The following is a 17,131-nucleotide window of genomic DNA, read 5'->3' as shown; positions in this document are numbered from 1 at the left end:
GCTAAAGGAGGGGACGTTATGAGTATAGGAGAACAGCTAAAAAAACTAAGAGAATCAAAGGAGTTTTCGCAAGAGGATGTTGCTAAAAAAATTGGTGTGACGAGGCAAGCGGTTTATAAGTGGGAAAATGATAAAAGTTACCCTGACATTGATAATTTAATTTTACTGAGCGAAATGTACAACGTTACGCTAGATGAGTTAATAAAAGGGAATCAAAGCTTTAAAGAGAAAATACATATTGATGAAGAAGAGGCGGATTTTGAGAAAAAGAATGAGTTTGGTTTTTATATTGGATGTGGTTTGCTCATTATGAGTGCGTTCATTGAGTATGAAAAAATACAGGTGGTTGTATTAGGAATTGCACTATTCATGATGGTCTTTTACTCGGATGTGAAGAAAATTATTTTCAATGAATATAGATCATTTTTTCAAGGGAAAGAGAGAAACGATATGTGTGATAAGAAGTAAGAAGAGTCAACTATATTTCCTAGGAAAGAGTTTAAAGAATAATTTCATTGTTTTATAATGATTTTTGGATATCGATAATATATTAAAAAGCTGTTTGCGTAGAGTCTTGAAATCTATGCAAACAGCTTTTTATTTATATAGGAAAGAAATAGATTAATATGTTTTTGTAAGTTGCAATAAAAATATTAAATTAGCTCATTTGCACTAAAGGCTCAATTTTCGCCATAAATGATTGATGAAGTGCTTCCACACCTGTTACTAAATGAAGGCGGTCAATAACGACAGACACTTTAATTTCAGATGTACTTACCATTTTAATATGAATATCTTCTTCTTTTAAAGTAGTGAACATATTCGCAGCAACACCTGGATTAGATACCATACCAGATCCTACAATTGATACTTTTGCTAAATGATTTTCATGTTCTACAGACTCATAGTGAAGATCTTCTTGGTTCTGTTCCAATACTTCTAGTGTTTCTTGTAAGTCATTAGAATGGATAGAGAAGGAAAGATGAACAGTTCCTTCATTTGTAATACTTTGAATAATAATATCTACATTAATATGTGCGTTAGCTAACGTAGAGAAAATTATTGAAAGTGAACCTTGTTCCAATCCTTTCACTGTGACACGTGTAATATTATCTTCAAAAGCAATACCTTTAACGATTGATTGTTGTTCCATGTTACATTCTCCTTTTACAATTGTTCCGTTTTCTTGTTCCATACTTGAGCGAACTTCTAAAACGACATGATGATTTTTGGCAAATTCAACAGCACGTGGATGTAATACGCCGGCGCCGAGGTTTGCCAGTTCTAACATTTCATCATAAGAAATTTCATCTAATTTGTAAGCTGTCTTTACAACTCGTGGATCCGTCGTGTATACGCCTGTTACATCCGTATAAATATCACATTTTTTCGCTTTTAGTGCCGCTGCTAATGCAACAGCTGTCGTATCAGAGCCACCACGTCCAAGCGTTGTAATTTCATTTTTTTCACTGATTCCTTGGAAACCAGCTACGATAACAATCGTGCCTTCAGTAAGATAAGACTGAATACGCTCAACGTTAATGTCAGTAATCCGTGCACTACTGTGTACAGATTCTGTCGTAATACCAGCTTGCCATCCTGTTAATGAAATTGCGTTATAACCTTTTGCTTGTAGTACCATTGTTAATAATGAAATAGTTACTTGTTCTCCTGTAGATAGAAGCATATCCATTTCACGTTTACTCGGATTTTCCGCAATAGCGTTAGCAAGTGCTACAAGTTCATCTGTGCTTTTCCCCATTGCTGAAACGACAGAGACGATACTATGTCCTCGTTCATATTCTTCAATAATTAAATTTGCCACATGTTGAATGCGCTCAACACTTCCGACAGAAGTACCACCAAATTTTTGTACAATCGTTTCCATTACGAATTCCTTCTTTCGTCCATTTTTAAGAATAGATTAGGACATATATAAATCCCAATATTCCTGTAGTTACCAGAGAGAAAAACAAAAAACACCATCTCAAATAAGTGAGGATGGTGCTGTTACAGGAAAAGGGAAACAGAAAACGGAGCTAATAAAAAAACCGCCAAAAAAGGAATACCATGAAAATGATATCTCTTTTTTGTAGATAGCTCTTCATACGTACATGTCTGTACATATGACAGTTCTGTTTCTATTCGAAAACAGCCCCAATTGATAAATGCAGAGAAATTTATCAATTTCGGCAACACTTCCTTTCATCCAATTTCATAGACATCTCTGTGTCTCCATTAGAATACTCATAAGTATTGCAACCTCTATCTCACGTTTTAGGCGAGAGTGTTTGATTTATGAAGTTGTTGGTAACATTTGTTTTATAATAATTTAAATTATTCAGGGAATCAAGTGTTTTATATGTATTTTCAAAATTCTTTCTTTTTAGAGATAAAGTTTGTGAAAAATGTAGCAAAATACATATATTACATGTACATTAAAAATATAGAGTGTAGGAGGTCGGAGTATGAAAAGAAAAAGGCCTATTTATGTTGCAACAGAAATGAAAACGACAATAGAGAAATTATGGGAATATACGCAAGAACCAGACCTACATACAGAATGGGATGCTCGTTTTACTGAAATTTCGTATTTAGAGAAAAAAGAGGGAGAACCACAGAAGTTTTTATATAAAACAAAGATAGGATTTGGGCTTGAAATAGGCGGAGAAGGGGAATCGATAGGTGAAATAAGAAAAGAAACTGGTGAACGGATTTCTTCTTTGAAATTTTGGACAGACAATACATTATCACTTATACGAATAGGGCGTGGTTATTGGAAGTATACACCGCATAAAGAGTGTATTCATTTTGAAACGCAATATGATTATGATACGAGATATGGTCGTATAGGAAATGTGATTGATTCATATATGTTTCGTCCATTATTAGGTTGGGCGACTGCTTGGAGTTTTGATGCTCTCAAATTATGGTTGGAAAAAGGTTTGCATCCTAGTTTGCTAATTAGAAGAACGATGACGTATTGGCTCGTTTGTTTTTTATTTGCTTTTGTATGGATATATCAAGGGATAGTGCCAAAACTACTGTTTACTCATTCAGAGGAAGTAAAGATGCTTTCTTTATTAATCGGTTCAAATGAAAGTAGTGTATGTATACTTAAAATAATTGGGGTGTTAGAAATAATTTTCGGTGTCGTATGGCTGTTGCCAATAATAAAACGAAAATTATTTATACTGCATATTATTGTATTACTAGTTTTAACGTTAGCGGCAGGATTTACGAATATCGCAAGCTTTACAGGGCCGTTTAATCCGATTACATTAAATGTTCTTCTAATGGGGTTATCAATTGTCGGTTATATAAATAGTTTCGATTTACCAAGCGCGAAAAATTGCAAGAGGGCGAGAAAGGGACAAGTGTATGGCTAATATGTATGAACGATTATTAGGGGATACCTATAAAAATCTTCATCCTGAATTGCAGAAGCGTTATGCGATTACAGAAGAGAATAGTTTTACAGGGGAAGGAAAGATGGATGAAATTTACGGTGGCTCTTTTTTCGTAAAATTTATATTGAAAATTGCATCGAAGTTTCGAATGTTTTTCTCGGAACGAGGAGAGGAAATTCCATTTACGATACAAAACATAGCTGAGCGAGATGAATATGGACAAGAATTAGTAAGGTGGAACCGTACTTTTTATTTTCATAATAAGAAAAGATATTTTAACGCAGTTATGCAATTGGATGAAAACGAAAATGAAATTGTAGATTATTTTGGCGAACCACATTTACTCGTTTCTACACTGCATTTTCATATCGATGAGTTAGGGGCAATGCATATTTCTTCAAAGGAACAATGGTTTTATATGTTTGGAAGAAAAATGCCGTTACCAAAATTTTTGTATGGTGAGGCAAAAATTGTTGAAAGTTATGATGAAACACTTAAGTGTTTTCGAATTCATGTACAAGTACGAAACCCGTTAATTGGTTCGCTTTTTTCATACAAGGGAACATTTGTAGAAAGGGAATAAACGATATGAAAAATATAATATTTGGGCTTGCTTGTTATGTTGTTTTTCTAATATGTGAGTGGTCGAATATAAATCCTGTTGAAGCAATTATATTATTATCTGTTTTATTATTTATACCGATGTCTTTTTGTATTATTGATAAAAGAACAAGAAATGGATCGTATTTATTATTTTATAAATTCGTATCGTTTTTATATCCAATCGCAGCAATTTGCGCAATGCTAGCTTTCGTCACAAATCACTATTTATTTGCGCTAGTTTGGTTTGTATATACAGGAATTGTTGCGTTATTTGGTGTAAGTAGATTGCTAGAAAGAGGATGGAAGCCGTTAGAGGAGACCGTCATAGATAGTGCGTTTATTTATTTGTTTTTAGGTGGTTTTTGGTTTTTTGCTTCAGTAGCAAAACTTTCAATTATGCATTTTAGCTCTGACATTGTTTTACTCACAGCTGCACATTTTCATTATTCGGCGTTTTTATTGCCATTATCAGCTGGTTTAATAGGGAGAAAAAGAGAAAAGAGAAGTAAAGTGTATGATGCTATTATGTTTATCATCATGATTTCACCTATGACAGTTGCAATAGGAATTACATATTTGAGGATATTTGAATTTTTTGCAGTTGTGATATATTTATGTGCTATTTATGGATATGGTATTTACGTTTGGAAAGCGAAATTTAATGCTATTCGTGCAAAGGTTCTCTTAATCATTTCGTCTAGTACGCTCATGGTTACAATTATGTTCTCACTCATATATTCATACGGAAATTTAAAACAAGTACTGACGATTACAATTGCTCAAATGGTTTGGATTCACGGTGTGGTAAATGGTATTGGAGTAGCATTACCAGCATTTGTAGGTTGGATGATTGAAAAGAGTGCTCCAAATTATAAGTACTATGGGAAACCAATGAGTAGATTAAGAGGAAGCGTGAGAATTGGTGGGACATTTTTACAGAATGGAAATTTAGTAGATAGTAAGGAATACAACGGTTTAGTTGATAAAATAAATGATTTTCATAGTGAGTCATTTGACGTGACGAAGGTTCCTTTAAGTATAATTCGTTTTTATGAAAATACAGCAGCGTATGAGTTACAATCGAATATTAAATGGGCTCGTTGGTTCCGTCCATTTGCATTTTGTTATACGAAAATGAGTAAACGAGTAGGACAAATACATTTAGGGATGGGCGATAAGTGGGAAACAATGTATGGTTCTATCATAGGTGTAAATGATGAGAAAGATGGGAGAGAGAATGTAAGGGCTTGGCTAAGGGAAAATGAAGCAGGAGAGTCTATTTTTTTGGCTCTGTATTCAAAACATACGCATAAGAACGAGACATATATGAATATTGCATTGCCTTTACCTTATTCGAATATGACAGGTATTTTAAAAGTATGTAATGATAGCAATGATTTAATCATTACTAGTAAGTTGAGAGAAAATAGTAAGGGAGATGAGGGGATTTATTTACATACTGGTTTCTTTACAATCCGTTTACCGTTAACAGAGATTTTTATCATTAAAGAGGGAAAGGGTCACATGCTAACTGCTCACCATAAAATGTGGATATTCGGAGTTAAGTTTTTAGAAATTGATTATGAGATTAAGAAAATAGAGGTGAAGTAAGAAAAGCTTGGAAGGATTCCAAGCTTTTTTACGTATGGGTAATTGTCATAGCGACTTGTTTATCTAAGTCTCGGTCCCAAACACGTTGAATTTCAAACGTACCTTTTTCAAAAAATAAAGGGAATCTTTCTTTAAACCAATCTTGCATAGGAAGATTGAGTGCTGTATCGATTGGCACCCATACTAATTCACCCTCAGGAGGATTAATAAGAAGCTCGCCTTCAAATGAGTCGGTCCAATAGTTGAATACCATATATCGAACATGCCCCTTAGGATTTACATATTCGTCTACCCCTTTAAAAGTTAAATTAGAAACGTGTAGTCCAGTTTCTTCTTTTACTTCTCGTATAGCAGCTTGGACGATACTTTCTGGAAAATCTACTTTTCCGCCAGGAGCTATATAGCCAGGAAAGCCTCGATGATTGGGACGTTTTAAAAGTAAAATTTCATTGTTACGCTGGATCATACACATTGTATAGATCTGGTGCTCGATGTTAGGTGAATTGGAAGGCATGACCATATTTTCTCCTTTGTATTTTTTTGATAATTTTACCATAAATATAGTAGTTTCATATTATAATTTAAAATAGAATATTAATATTTTTCAGATGTTTATTATAGAGTTTATAGTTAAGTGAAAAGAGGTGAGGAAAATGCAGGGAGAAATACAAACCAAAAAAGGTTTAGGATATGTCGGAAAATTACTGTTGCCAGTCAAAGTATCACGGCATTTTAAGTTTTTGTGGATTGGACAATTGCTTTCAACTTTAGGGAGTTCTATAACAATGGTTATTTTGCCAGTCGTTGTTTACTCACTAACTGGTTCAACAGTTGTAATGGGGATGACTATGGCAATGTATATGCTACCTAATATTCTTGCTTTACCGTTTGCAGGGTTAGTTGTAGATCGAATTGATCGAGTAAAATTAATGTTATTTACGGATATAATCCGCTGTATAGTAATGCTATTACTTGCATCACTTATATTTACGGATTTGTTAACGATTAGGCTGTTATATGTCCTCGTTGCCGTATATGGACTTATGGAAGGGATATTTCAGCCAGCATATTCTGCTGTGAGGGCGAAAGTATTCGTACCTGAAATTCGCAATGCAGCTAATGCATTAACGCAAATGAGTAATCAAGGCATACGGTTAATTGGACCAGCACTTGGTGGATTAATCGTTTCAGTTGCATCTGCTGGGATAGGATTTGGATTAGATGCAGCAACGTACTTATTATCATTTTTATGTTTATTATTTTTAAAAGAAATTAAGTTTAAAAAAATAAAATCGATTGAAAAGAGTAAGGTCGATTATAAAAAGGAGTTTATGGAGGGTGTTTTAGTTTTAAAAAGTCATCCGTGGCTTTGGATTACAATCTTCGTTTTTTCTTTCGTAAATATTTGTTATGCCGGCATTATCGTCGTATTAATTCCATGGTTATTTAATATTCATCATCATTTTGAAGCTTACGTTTACGGACTGGGAATGGCATCTTCTGGTGGCGGTGCTGTAATTGCCGCATTAATATTTGGTGGGAAAGAGCGGTGGCACAAGAGAGGGTTACTGGCCTATGGAGGTGTTTTAATTAGCGGCTTCGCTCTATTAGTTATGCCTTTTATTTCTTGGGCGCCTGCTTTAATATTCTTAATGGCAATTGAAGGATTCGGTATGATGATATTTGGACTCATTTGGGAAACGAGTTTACAAGAGCTCGTACCGGAAGAAGCTTTCGGAAGAGTAGCAAGCCTTGATATGTTAGGTTCTTTTGCTTTATTGCCATTAGGATATGTAGTTGTTGGTTGGTTAGCGAATGTAATAGGCGGAGAGGTAACTATATTAATGCTAGCATTATTCGTAATCTTTACAATTGTAATAGCGCTATCTGTCCCAAGTATTCGTAAGTTTGATTAAAAATTTGGATGAATAATGAAAGGAGTTATCTTATATGGTTGTAGATTGCTTCAACGAATTTTTAGAATCGGAACTACAAGGCGAATATGTTGTAAAATAACAGGTATTTAATACGAAGAATTTTACTGTATATATTGTGACTCCTGTTGATAATAAAATAGAGTATGAACGGTTCATATTATTGAAGCATCTTTCTAATGAAGAGTCTTCTGTACATATATGGGAAACATGTATTTGCAAGAAAGCAACGAAAATGGCAATTGCAAAAGAAGTGACATAAGCAATCCAATCGGATTTCATAAAAAAAAGACTAAGCCATACTTAAAATAAGGCTTAGTCTTCATTAAATACAAATGTTTGTTTCATTTTTTTACCCTCATTTACCGGATGACCATTGTAAGAGAAATTCTTTTCTTCCCAAGTAATAACGACTTTAAAATTATGGCTATTAAAATCTAATGGAAATACCATGTAGTCAAAGCTTGTATGACTTTTTGAAATGTTTTCATCAGATGTAGTAGGTGTAAAGGTAGCTTTAGATGTAGGCGTGTTATCAAGTATTTCTACAGATACATTTGAAACATCAGTACCGATATTTTTTACGAGTAAACTATACGTATCATATACACCTTGTTTTGACCGGATTATTTGTTCGTTTGAGTTATGAGATTTATCAATTTCGATATACCATTGTTTAGACTTTAACACAATTGGTAGCGATTGAAATGTGTAAGCGCTAGCTTGCATTGGTAGTACTACACAAATAAGCACAAAGAGAGAGAATATTTTTCGTTTCATTTTTGAGAACTCCCATTCTGTAACGGATTTATTTGTTATTATCTTCTCTTTATAAGAGGATATACCATTTAATGTAAGGGTGATTGTTAAGAATTATTACATTTGATCCATATGCTAATACACATCATGAAAGCTGTGAGCAATAGAAAAGGGAATATCGAGGTAGATGTAAAGTTAGAGTGAAAAACTGTGTAGAGATTCTCCTGCACAGTTTTTTGTAATATGAAAAATTTACCAAAAATATGTTAAAATAATATTATCATACAACAAGGGGGATTTGTTTTATGGGAAATGGGCATCTTGCTAAAGTAGATTTAAAGAAAAAAATTGAATCAAAATCTAAGTACAATAAGAAACTCGAAAAATATCAAAGGCGCTTATTAGCATTACAGCAAATTTTAAAAGAAGAAAAAATCGCGGTTATGCTCGTTATGGAAGGTTGGGATGCGGCAGGTAAAGGTGGAGCGATTAAAAGAGTGACGGAGCATCTTGATCCACGTGGTTTTCAAGTAACTCCAATTGGAGCACCTGCACCTCATGAAAAACGTTACCATTATTTGCAACGTTTCTGGCGGAAACTTCCTCAGTATGGGCAAATTACTATTTTTGATCGCTCATGGTACGGTCGTGTGTTAGTTGAGCGTGTGGAAGGATTTGCTACAAAGGAAGAGTGGATGAGAGCATATGATGAGATTAATGATTTTGAAAAACTATTAACAGATGACCATTACATAATAGGGAAGTTCTTCTATCATATTAGCAAAGATGAACAGTTAAAGAGGTTTAAAGATAGGGAGAATAATCCTTTGAAGAGATGGAAAATTACAGATGAAGATTGGCGTAATCGTGAAAAATGGGACGAGTATGTTGAAGTAATGGAAGAAATGTTTGAAAAAACAAATAAGCCAAATGCTAAATGGCAAATTATCGCGAGTAATGATAAATTATACGCACGTTTGAAAACATTGAAAGTGATTATTTCATTAATTGAGGATTATTTCTTAGAGCATGGTATAGAATTACCTTCTTATTATTATGAAATGAAAGAAGGTAAGGCAGAGGACTTTGAAAATAATCAAGATGTAGTTGTAAAATAGCCTAAAGTTTGAATGTGAGATATAGGAAGAGCCATCCTGGAAATTTGAGAAATCAAATTATAGGATGGTTTTTCATTTAGAAACATTTTACAATTAACAAAAAAAGGTATATAATCAATAATCATATTAACAATGTTAATATGATTATTGATTATATACTGTATGGGGGTTTTAGTTTGAAGGGAAGAGATGTTGTTTTAGGTTTATTAATGGGAAAAGAAATGTCTGGTTATGATATTAAAATTGTGTTCGAAGATGTATTTACGCATTTTTTTGATGGGAGTTTTGGAATGATTTATCCAACGTTACGACAACTAGAGAATGAGGGGAAAATAAAAAAAGAAGTTGTAATGCAAGAAGGAAAACCGAACAAGAAAATGTACTTTATTACAGATGAAGGACGTGAAGAGTTTTATCAATACATGCAAACGGACGTAGAGAAAGATGTGTTGCGTTCAGATTTTTTAATGAGGATGTATTTCGGAAATTATAGCGATGATAAGGCGATAAAAAAATGGATTGAAGACGAAATTAAACGAAAAGAAGCATATATTGCGGATCTTCGATTGAAATATGAAAAGTGGAGAGTAGGTATTACTTTCGTTGAAGAAATTTCGCTCGATGTAGGTATTGCTTCGTATAGTGCGCAAGTGGAGACGTTAAAGAGAAAATTAGAACAGTTAGAGGCAAAGGGAAATAATAAAACAGAAGAATGAAAAAAAGTTCACAATAAATAAAGGGGTAGATAAACATGGAGCAATCAAAGGGTATTAAGATTGTCTTTTTAATGTGTCTAGGTATTTTTCTTTGTATGATTGATACGACAATTATGAATATAGCTTTACCGGCCATACAATCGAGTGTAAATACTTCATTAGAAAAGATGTCTTGGGTATTAAATGTCTATACAATGACGATTGCAGTACTCGCCATTCCGCTAGGACGGATAGCTGATATTTTTGGGAAAGCAAAGATGTATATTCTTGGTCTGGTGATTTTTGGTGGTGGATCAGTACTTTGCGCTTTTGCTAATACAGGCGATTTTCTCATTTTTTCTCGTTTAATACAAAGTATTGGGGCAGCAATTTTATTTCCAACGAGTATGGTAATAGGTGTATCAGCTATGCCATTAGCAAAGAGACATGTTGCACTTGCGATTTTAGGAGTTACACAAGGATTATCAGCTGCTATGGGACCAGTAATAGGTGGAATTATTACGCAAAATTTAGGATGGAGATGGGTGTTCTTCGTTAATGTTCCGGTTTGTATAATAGGAATCGTGTTATGTTGCATCATGCTACAAATAAAAAATGAAGAACGTATTATCTCAAAAATAGATTGGATAGGACTACTATTAAGTAGCACAGCAATTTTTTCATTTACTCTCATATTAGTAAAAGGTAATACATGGGGATGGCAAAGTAATATTGCTTTGTCTTGTTATGCAATTAGCACTATTTCTCTTATTCTATTTGTTTTAGTAGAACGAAAGATTCATAACCCAATGGTGAATTTAAAGTTATTTCAAGATCGAATGTTTGTCGGAGCGTCTATCGTTGTTATATTAAGTAATTTATTTTTAATTGGAGTTACTGTATTGCTTCCAACGTTCTTGACGAAACTACAAGGTAGAACGGAAATTGAAGCGGCTTTTTTAGTGACACCTATTTCAGCAATGATATTTTTTGTCTCACCAGTTGCAGCAACTTTAATTAAAAAACTCGGAAAAGTAACTATTATTTTGTCAGGATTTCTTGTTATGGGGCTTTCCTACTATTGGTTGCAAATGATTGATGTTGATTCAACAAATATAGAAATTATTATTCCGTGTATGATATTAGGTGTTGGATATGGTTTAGTAGTGGGGCCAATTACAGTTTTAAGTGCGTCTTCCTTTGAAGGAGAATTATTAACTGCTTCTCAAAGTGTTGTATCAATGTTACGACAAGTTGGAATTGTATTGGCGGTCGCAATATTTGTCTCTAACTTAACTCACAATTTAACTGTAAATAAAGAAAATGTATATCGTTATGCAGAAGAAAAGGTGCGTAATATTCATGTGAATAGTGCTGAGCAAACTGAAATTTTACAAATGACTAAAGAAAAAATACAGAATCAAAGTTTAGAGTCAAATATAAATAAGAAACAAAATGCAATGATAATGGGATTAAGTAAAGAGAAAAAGGAAGAATTGATTCGCGACAAGACGGATGAAATATTAAGAGAAGTTCCAGTAGAATATAGAGATGTAAAAAGAGAAGAAGTTATGAGGCAAGTGACAAAAGAAGTTGAAAAACAAGAAGAAAGTATAAAGAAAGAGGTACTCACATTTTCGAATGATGTGAATCATTATGCCAAGAATCAGATGGCTATGAGTTTTACAGATTTATATACAGCAAGTGTGCCAATTATTTTAATTTGTGCTTTCGTAAGTTTGTTGTTTTGGGAAGGGAAAGCTTTGAGTAAAAAGAGAAGGGGAAGATTAGTGGAAGAAGCGTAAAGAAAAACAGGCTATAGCAGCCTGTTTTTTCATTGTTTTCTCCTTGTATATTGTGAATAGCAGTATTTTTAATGTAGCATGGGATAAGTCGAGTATGATTAGAAAGTTTTTTAGAATGAAAGGAACGAATCGAAATTGCCATTGAATATGCAACGTTAAACATAGTACATTAACAAGAGGGCTTAACTTTAAAAGGAGGATGGGGAATTGCTATATAAGGCAGGGGCTTTAATAGATAATCATGTGTACACAGAAGAAGAGCAACAAAAATTATACAAACGAACGTTAATAATCGTCAGCATTTCACAAATGTTTGGCGGTGCAGGACTAGCTGCTGGTATTACAGTGGGAGCACTTCTTGCGCAGCAAATGCTTGGAACAGATGCATTTGCAGGATTACCGACTGCTATGTTTACATTGGGATCGGCATTAGCAGCCTTCATAGTAGGGAAGCTTTCGCAACGATATGGACGCCGGATAGGTCTTGCAACAGGGTTTATAGTAGGTGGATTTGGAGCAATTGGTGTTGTAATGGCAGCTTTAACAAATAGCATTATTCTTTTACTTATTTCTTTACTCATATATGGTGCAGGTACAGCGACGAATCTACAAGCTCGTTATGCTGGTACCGATTTAGCAGATAAGAGACAACGAGCAACTGCTATTAGTATTACGATGGTTATGACGACTTTCGGTGCAGTTGCAGGACCGAACTTAGTAGGCGTAATGGGAGATTTTGCCCATTCAATCGGAATTCCTAACCTTGCAGGTCCGTTTATATTATCAGCAGCGGCATTTATACTGGCGGGTCTTGTCCTTTTTATTATGCTTCGTCCAGATCCATTAATTATTGCTAACATAATAGAAACATATAAACGAGAACATACATATAAAGGGCAACCAGTAACAGAAGAAGTGAAAGAAAACAAACGAGGTATTACAGTTGGAGCAATCGTTATGATACTTACTCAAATAGTGATGGTTGCGATTATGACGATGACGCCAGTTCATATGGGGCATCATGGTCATGGTTTAAGTGCAGTAGGGCTTGTAATTGGTTTTCATGTAGGTGCAATGTATCTTCCGTCTCTCGTTACAGGAATGTTAATTGATAAAATCGGACGAACTACGATGAGTATAGCTGGTGGAATAATTTTATTAGCGGCGGGTGTCATAGCTGCGATGGCGCCGAGTGATTCTTTACTATTATTAATTGTTGCTCTGTCTTTACTTGGGTTAGGTTGGAACCTCGGTTTAATAAGTGGCACAGCTCAAATTGTTGATGCAACTATACCTTCTACACGTGCAAAAACACAAGGCAAAATAGATGTATTTGTTGCGTTAGCTGGGGCTTCTGGTGGAGCGATGTCAGGTATGATAGTAGCGAATTCCAGTTATGCCGCATTATCATTAGCGGGAGGAGTGCTAGCATTATTGCTTATTCCTATTGTGATATGGTCTCGAAAAGGGGCGAGAAATTAAATGAGAAAGAGGTTCTAGTTACTAATTAGAACCTCTTTTTCAATACTTAACTTAAATCCCACTCCACAATAAGCCCTAAATGCGTAAGTCCACCGCCAAATCCGTATAGCAAAAATGTATCTCCGTTATTTAATCTTCCTTTTTTTCTAGCTAAATCTAAAGCGAGTGGAATAGAGACGGAAGATGTATTCCCCATATCTTCCACACTCGTTAATGTTTTTTGAATAGATATTTTTGATTTTTCGCAAATAGATTCAATCATTCTTAAGTTAGCACTATGTGGTATGAACCAGTCTATATCATCTATTTGCAAATTTGCAGTATGTAATAGTTCTTTTATGCCGTATGGTACTGTTCGTACAGCCCATTTATATACTTCTCTTCCGTTTTGAACGATTTTTTCATTTGTTTGTAGTGGTGTGCCATTCATAGTAGTAGATAAGTTTGTTCTGTATAGATGAATACCACCGTCACCGTTTGTTCCCATGTGAGCAGCAATAAAGCTTGGTTTGTTTTCATCTCTTTCTAATAAAATAGCTCCAGCGCCATCACCGAACAAAATACAGGTCGTTCTATCGGTGTAATCAGTAACTTTAGATAATGTCTCTGTCGCTATGACGAGTACTTTTTGATGTGATCCAGAAGTGATTAAGCTATTACCGACATGCAGTCCGTATGTGAAACCAGCGCAAGTCGCATTTAAATCAAAAGCTAGTGTATGAGGTATGTTGAAGTATTGTTGTATTTGGCAAGCGACACTAGGAAAAACATAGTCAGCAGTAGTTGTAGCAACGATGATACAGTCAATATCTTCTAAGTTTTTCTTATATGTTGTACACAAATTTTCGACTGCTTTAATGGCTAAGTGTGAGGAGTATTCGTCTTCGTTAGCAATTCTTCTTTCTTTCATGCCTGTTCTTTGCACAATCCATTCATCATTCGTATGGACCATTTTTTCTAAATCGTTATTAGACAATATTTGATTTGGAACATAAGTACCAATTGCGGTAATACGAGATTTAGAATTCATAGGGACATCTCCTAACTTATTTTTATAACCTGATACTAATATCAGGTTATAAAAATGTCAATAAAGACTTTTATTGTATGGAAACGATACCGTTTAATTTACTCTAGAGGAATTTGACGAGTAGCGTAAAAATAATATACGAGAAGCTTTTGAAATTGATAATGAAGGGAGTGGGGCTCCTTGAAAAGAATTTTGCGCATGTTGCCTGTTGTCATTATTTGTAGCTTTATTCTTATTATTTTTCCAGAGAAATCTCATGCCTGTGATTGTATTAATGTAACAGCAGAAGATGCATTTCAAAAAAATGATGTAGTGTTTGAGGGGAAAGTAATTGAGATTGGAAGGAAAGAAGGGATTGGGATTGAAGTATTATTTGAAGTGAAGAAAATATGGAAAGGGACAACTTCTTCGCAAATTATCGTATATACAAATGGTGGTGATTGTGTGTTTCACTTTGTAGAGGGAGGAGAGTACTTAGTGTTTTCTTCTCAAAGGGGATCAGAAAAACAATTACACACACATAGTTGTAGTGGAACGAAGAGATTGGATGAGGCAGGGGTGGACAAAGCGGCTTTAAGTCATATTGCAAAAGAGTCTGTTCCGACGAAGAAAGTGAATTTAAAAGGTGGAATGGTGAGTGGTTTCAGTTGGTGGCAAGTTGCTATCATATCCATAGGTCTGCTATTGATCATTGCTGTTGTTAGTTTTTTTGTGAGAAGAACACGCAAAAAATGACGATTAAAGTAAAAATATAAAGATTTTCTTTCTGTTTCTATAGGGGGGTTAACCTTGTGAAAGCGAATTACTTATGCTACACTTTATATAACTTAAAATGAACGGAGGGGCTTCCTTTGATCTTAATCAGATTACGTCTCAATACTTTGTGCCGATAATTGAATAGCGCTCAAAGGCTCTGTCTGTGTACAGAGTGAACGGGATTGGTCTGCCTATTTTAAAGGAACCCTTTATTAAGCTTATATGTGAAAAAGAGGGAGGGACGAATACGCCCTCTTTTTGTTTTGCCTTTAAAATTAGATTGGGATCGTATAGGTGAACACTTGTTGTGGATTCGTATATGATCTTGAGACTTATTGACTATGAGATAGGATGAAAGTATAACTTTCTTCTATTTCTTTGGTGAACCCTTATCCGTTTACGAAAACACAGGCAGCGACCTGTGTTTTTTATTTTACGTAATCGAAATGGAGGAATAAATATATGGAAGAATTATTACAAAGAGCAGTTTTAGTTGGAGTGAATTTAGGAAATGAAGATGATTTTATATATTCTATGGAAGAGTTAACGAATCTTGCAGAAGCTTGTGATGTAGAGGTAATCGGGCAAGTGACGCAAAATTTACAACGAGTAAATCCATCACATTATATTGGAAAAGGAAAGATTGAAGAAGTAGCAGCCTATGTAAATGAAGTAGATGCGAATATGGTAATCTTTAATGACGAATTATCTCCTTCACAAATTCGAAATTTAGAGGAAGATTTAGACTGTAAAGTTATTGATCGTACCATTTTAATTTTAGATATTTTTGCGCAACGTGCGAAAACGAAAGAAGCGCAGCTGCAAGTAGAAGTAGCGCATCTTCAGTATATGATGCCTCGTTTAATCGGTCTTCGTGAATCATTAGGAAGACAGAGCGGCGGCGTTGGTACGAAAAATAAAGGTGTCGGTGAGAAGAAATTAGAGTTAGATCGTCGTAAAATTGAAGAGCAAATTTCAGTTTTAAATAAAGATTTAGAAGCGCTTGTTGCTCAGCGTCAAACGCAGCGAAAGCAACGTAAGAAAAATGAAGTACCAGTTGTAGCATTAGTAGGCTATACGAACGCAGGAAAATCAACGACGATGAATGCAATGCTGGAAATTTATAATGGTACGGAAGAAAAACAAGTATTTGAAAAAGATATGTTATTCGCGACATTAGAAACATCTGTACGAAATATTGATTTACCAGATAATAAATCATTTTTATTAACGGATACGGTTGGATTTGTAAGTAAATTACCACATCATCTTGTGAAAGCGTTCCGTTCAACGTTAGAAGAAGTAGCAGAAGCAGACTTACTTATTCACGTTGTAGATTACGCAAATCCAAATTATGAACAATTAATTGATATTACAAATGAAACGTTAAAGAAAATTGGAGTAGAAAATATTCCAACGATATATGCATATAACAAATCAGATATGATAGATGTTGAAATTCCAAAAGTACAAGAAGACCGCGTGTATTTATCTGCGAAGAAGCATGTTGGAATTGAAGAGCTTGTAGAAATGATTCGCTCGTATATTTATAAAGAGTATACGAAGTGTGAAATGTTAATTCCATATGACCAAGGACAGGTAGTTTCGTATTTCAACAATCATGCGCACGTTTTATCTACGAGTTATGAGAACGAAGGTACAAAAATTGAACTAGAATGTAAGACGAGTGATTACGAAAAGTATAAGCGTTTTGCGATTTAATTTGAGAGGCAACCCAGTATGTGATTGGGTTGCCTTTTTCTGTAATGTTTTACCGCTGAAAGTTACAAGGATGCAAGCCAATGACGGAAGTTAAGTTATATTTCTGGAAAAAGAAATGAAAGCAGTATAGAATGGAAATGTTTCAAAAGTCAGAATTTATTACACCTACTTTAATAAATACTTTGTACAGAAAGGGGAGATTCACA

15 protein-coding genes, 1 pseudogene and 1 riboswitch are annotated in these 17,131 nt (G+C 34.5%); of the genes and pseudogenes, 12 read left to right on the top strand and 4 right to left on the bottom strand.

Features of this window, described 5'->3' with window-relative positions:
* The first annotated feature begins 18 nt into the window (after positions 1-18).
* Positions 19-468 carry a helix-turn-helix domain-containing protein gene (locus A6J74_RS08045; RefSeq protein WP_000021948.1) on the top strand — a complete coding sequence of 150 codons (450 nt, stop codon included), beginning with the start codon at positions 19-21 and terminating at the stop codon, positions 466-468.
* Between the two features lie 190 nt (positions 469-658).
* Here the strand turns inward: A6J74_RS08045 and A6J74_RS08040 are convergent, their stop codons facing one another.
* A complete protein-coding gene (locus A6J74_RS08040; protein WP_000448019.1) occupies positions 659-1,888 on the bottom strand; it encodes an aspartate kinase in 1,230 nt (409 codons plus the stop codon).
* A gap of 201 nt (positions 1,889-2,089) precedes the next feature.
* Positions 2,090-2,276, bottom strand: a riboswitch (Lysine riboswitch).
* A gap of 192 nt (positions 2,277-2,468) precedes the next feature.
* Between A6J74_RS08040 and A6J74_RS08030 the strand changes: the two genes are divergently transcribed.
* The 3 genes from A6J74_RS08030 to A6J74_RS08020 are packed head-to-tail and all read left to right on the top strand — an operon-like array spanning position 2,469 to position 5,624.
* Positions 2,469-3,389, top strand: a complete 921-nt coding sequence (locus tag A6J74_RS08030; RefSeq protein WP_000824131.1) for a DoxX-like family protein — start codon at positions 2,469-2,471, stop codon at positions 3,387-3,389.
* Positions 3,382-3,993: a DUF4166 domain-containing protein gene (locus A6J74_RS08025; protein ID WP_000002649.1), complete on the top strand. Its 612-nt coding sequence runs from the start codon at positions 3,382-3,384 to the stop codon at positions 3,991-3,993. Before A6J74_RS08030 ends, A6J74_RS08025 begins: the two co-directional genes overlap by 8 nt.
* A gap of 5 nt (positions 3,994-3,998) precedes the next feature.
* Positions 3,999-5,624, top strand: a complete 1,626-nt coding sequence (locus A6J74_RS08020) for a YndJ family protein (protein WP_000789377.1) — start codon at positions 3,999-4,001, stop codon at positions 5,622-5,624.
* Positions 5,625-5,652: 28 nt separating this feature from the next.
* On the opposite strand, the gene A6J74_RS08015 is transcribed toward A6J74_RS08020, so the two are convergent.
* On the bottom strand, positions 5,653-6,138 hold the full coding sequence (locus A6J74_RS08015) for an 8-oxo-dGTP diphosphatase (RefSeq protein WP_001139831.1): 486 nt from the start codon (positions 6,136-6,138) through the stop codon (positions 5,653-5,655).
* Positions 6,139-6,277: 139 nt separating this feature from the next.
* On the opposite strand from A6J74_RS08015, the gene A6J74_RS08010 reads away from it, so the two are divergent.
* Together A6J74_RS08010 and A6J74_RS30380 are read left to right on the top strand one after the other, a co-directional pair.
* The gene (locus A6J74_RS08010; RefSeq protein WP_001161182.1) at positions 6,278-7,540 is read left to right on the top strand and encodes an MFS transporter; all 1,263 of its coding nucleotides are present in this window, start codon (positions 6,278-6,280) and stop codon (positions 7,538-7,540) included.
* A gap of 34 nt (positions 7,541-7,574) precedes the next feature.
* Positions 7,575-7,820: pseudogene (locus A6J74_RS30380) on the top strand (hypothetical protein).
* 53 nt (positions 7,821-7,873) lie between these two features.
* Here the strand turns inward: A6J74_RS30380 and A6J74_RS08000 are convergent.
* Positions 7,874-8,338, bottom strand: coding sequence for a hypothetical protein (locus A6J74_RS08000; protein WP_000823176.1), 465 nt, complete (start codon positions 8,336-8,338; stop codon positions 7,874-7,876).
* Positions 8,339-8,622: 284 nt separating this feature from the next.
* On the opposite strand from A6J74_RS08000, the gene A6J74_RS07990 reads away from it, so the two are divergent.
* The 4 genes from A6J74_RS07990 (at position 8,623) to A6J74_RS07975 (ending at position 13,417) form a co-directional block, all read left to right on the top strand.
* Entirely contained in the window at positions 8,623-9,435 is an 813-nt protein-coding gene (locus A6J74_RS07990) for a polyphosphate kinase 2 family protein (protein WP_000526397.1), read from the top strand.
* Positions 9,436-9,611: 176 nt separating this feature from the next.
* A complete protein-coding gene (locus A6J74_RS07985; protein WP_000678343.1) occupies positions 9,612-10,151 on the top strand; it encodes a PadR family transcriptional regulator in 540 nt (179 codons plus the stop codon).
* A 35-nt stretch (positions 10,152-10,186) separates the two neighbouring features.
* On the top strand, positions 10,187-11,935 hold the full coding sequence (locus A6J74_RS07980) for an MFS transporter (protein WP_000438121.1): 1,749 nt from the start codon (positions 10,187-10,189) through the stop codon (positions 11,933-11,935).
* Between the two features lie 207 nt (positions 11,936-12,142).
* Complete coding sequence (locus A6J74_RS07975; protein WP_000965835.1) at positions 12,143-13,417, top strand: MFS transporter; 1,275 nt, start codon at positions 12,143-12,145, stop codon at positions 13,415-13,417.
* A gap of 46 nt (positions 13,418-13,463) precedes the next feature.
* On the opposite strand, the gene A6J74_RS07970 is transcribed toward A6J74_RS07975, so the two are convergent.
* Entirely contained in the window at positions 13,464-14,447 is a 984-nt protein-coding gene (locus A6J74_RS07970; RefSeq protein WP_080609469.1) for a ketoacyl-ACP synthase III, read from the bottom strand.
* A 180-nt stretch (positions 14,448-14,627) separates the two neighbouring features.
* On the opposite strand from A6J74_RS07970, the gene A6J74_RS07965 reads away from it, so the two are divergent.
* Positions 14,628-15,182, top strand: a complete 555-nt coding sequence (locus tag A6J74_RS07965; RefSeq protein WP_000821918.1) for a hypothetical protein — start codon at positions 14,628-14,630, stop codon at positions 15,180-15,182.
* 483 nt (positions 15,183-15,665) lie between these two features.
* Positions 15,666-16,925, top strand: a complete 1,260-nt coding sequence (hflX, locus tag A6J74_RS07960) for a GTPase HflX (RefSeq protein WP_000391889.1) — start codon at positions 15,666-15,668, stop codon at positions 16,923-16,925.
* Positions 16,926-17,131: the final 206 nt, after the last annotated feature.

It is taken from the genome of Bacillus sp. FDAARGOS_235, from assembly GCF_002073415.2.
GTDB lineage: Bacteria > Bacillota > Bacilli > Bacillales > Bacillaceae_G > Bacillus_A > Bacillus_A toyonensis.
The sequence above is the reverse complement of the archived record's forward strand: the minus strand, read 5'-3'. Positions and strand labels throughout refer to the sequence as shown.

Excerpts from the sequence above, each read along its gene's own strand:
- A6J74_RS08045 (WP_000021948.1), top strand. The coding sequence starts at position 19 with ATGAGTATAGGAGAACAGCTAAAAAAACTAAGAGAATCAAAGGAGTTT.
- A6J74_RS08040 (WP_000448019.1), bottom strand. The coding sequence starts at position 1,888 with ATGGAAACGATTGTACAAAAATTTGGTGGTACTTCTGTCGGAAGTGTT.
- A6J74_RS08030 (WP_000824131.1), top strand. The coding sequence starts at position 2,469 with ATGAAAAGAAAAAGGCCTATTTATGTTGCAACAGAAATGAAAACGACA.
- A6J74_RS08025 (WP_000002649.1), top strand. The coding sequence starts at position 3,382 with ATGGCTAATATGTATGAACGATTATTAGGGGATACCTATAAAAATCTT.
- A6J74_RS08020 (WP_000789377.1), top strand. The coding sequence starts at position 3,999 with ATGAAAAATATAATATTTGGGCTTGCTTGTTATGTTGTTTTTCTAATA.
- A6J74_RS08015 (WP_001139831.1), bottom strand. The coding sequence starts at position 6,138 with ATGCCTTCCAATTCACCTAACATCGAGCACCAGATCTATACAATGTGT.
- A6J74_RS08010 (WP_001161182.1), top strand. The coding sequence starts at position 6,278 with ATGCAGGGAGAAATACAAACCAAAAAAGGTTTAGGATATGTCGGAAAA.
- A6J74_RS08000 (WP_000823176.1), bottom strand. The coding sequence starts at position 8,338 with ATGAAACGAAAAATATTCTCTCTCTTTGTGCTTATTTGTGTAGTACTA.
- A6J74_RS07990 (WP_000526397.1), top strand. The coding sequence starts at position 8,623 with ATGGGAAATGGGCATCTTGCTAAAGTAGATTTAAAGAAAAAAATTGAA.
- A6J74_RS07980 (WP_000438121.1), top strand. The coding sequence starts at position 10,187 with ATGGAGCAATCAAAGGGTATTAAGATTGTCTTTTTAATGTGTCTAGGT.
- A6J74_RS07970 (WP_080609469.1), bottom strand. The coding sequence starts at position 14,447 with ATGAATTCTAAATCTCGTATTACCGCAATTGGTACTTATGTTCCAAAT.
- hflX (WP_000391889.1), top strand. The coding sequence starts at position 15,666 with ATGGAAGAATTATTACAAAGAGCAGTTTTAGTTGGAGTGAATTTAGGA.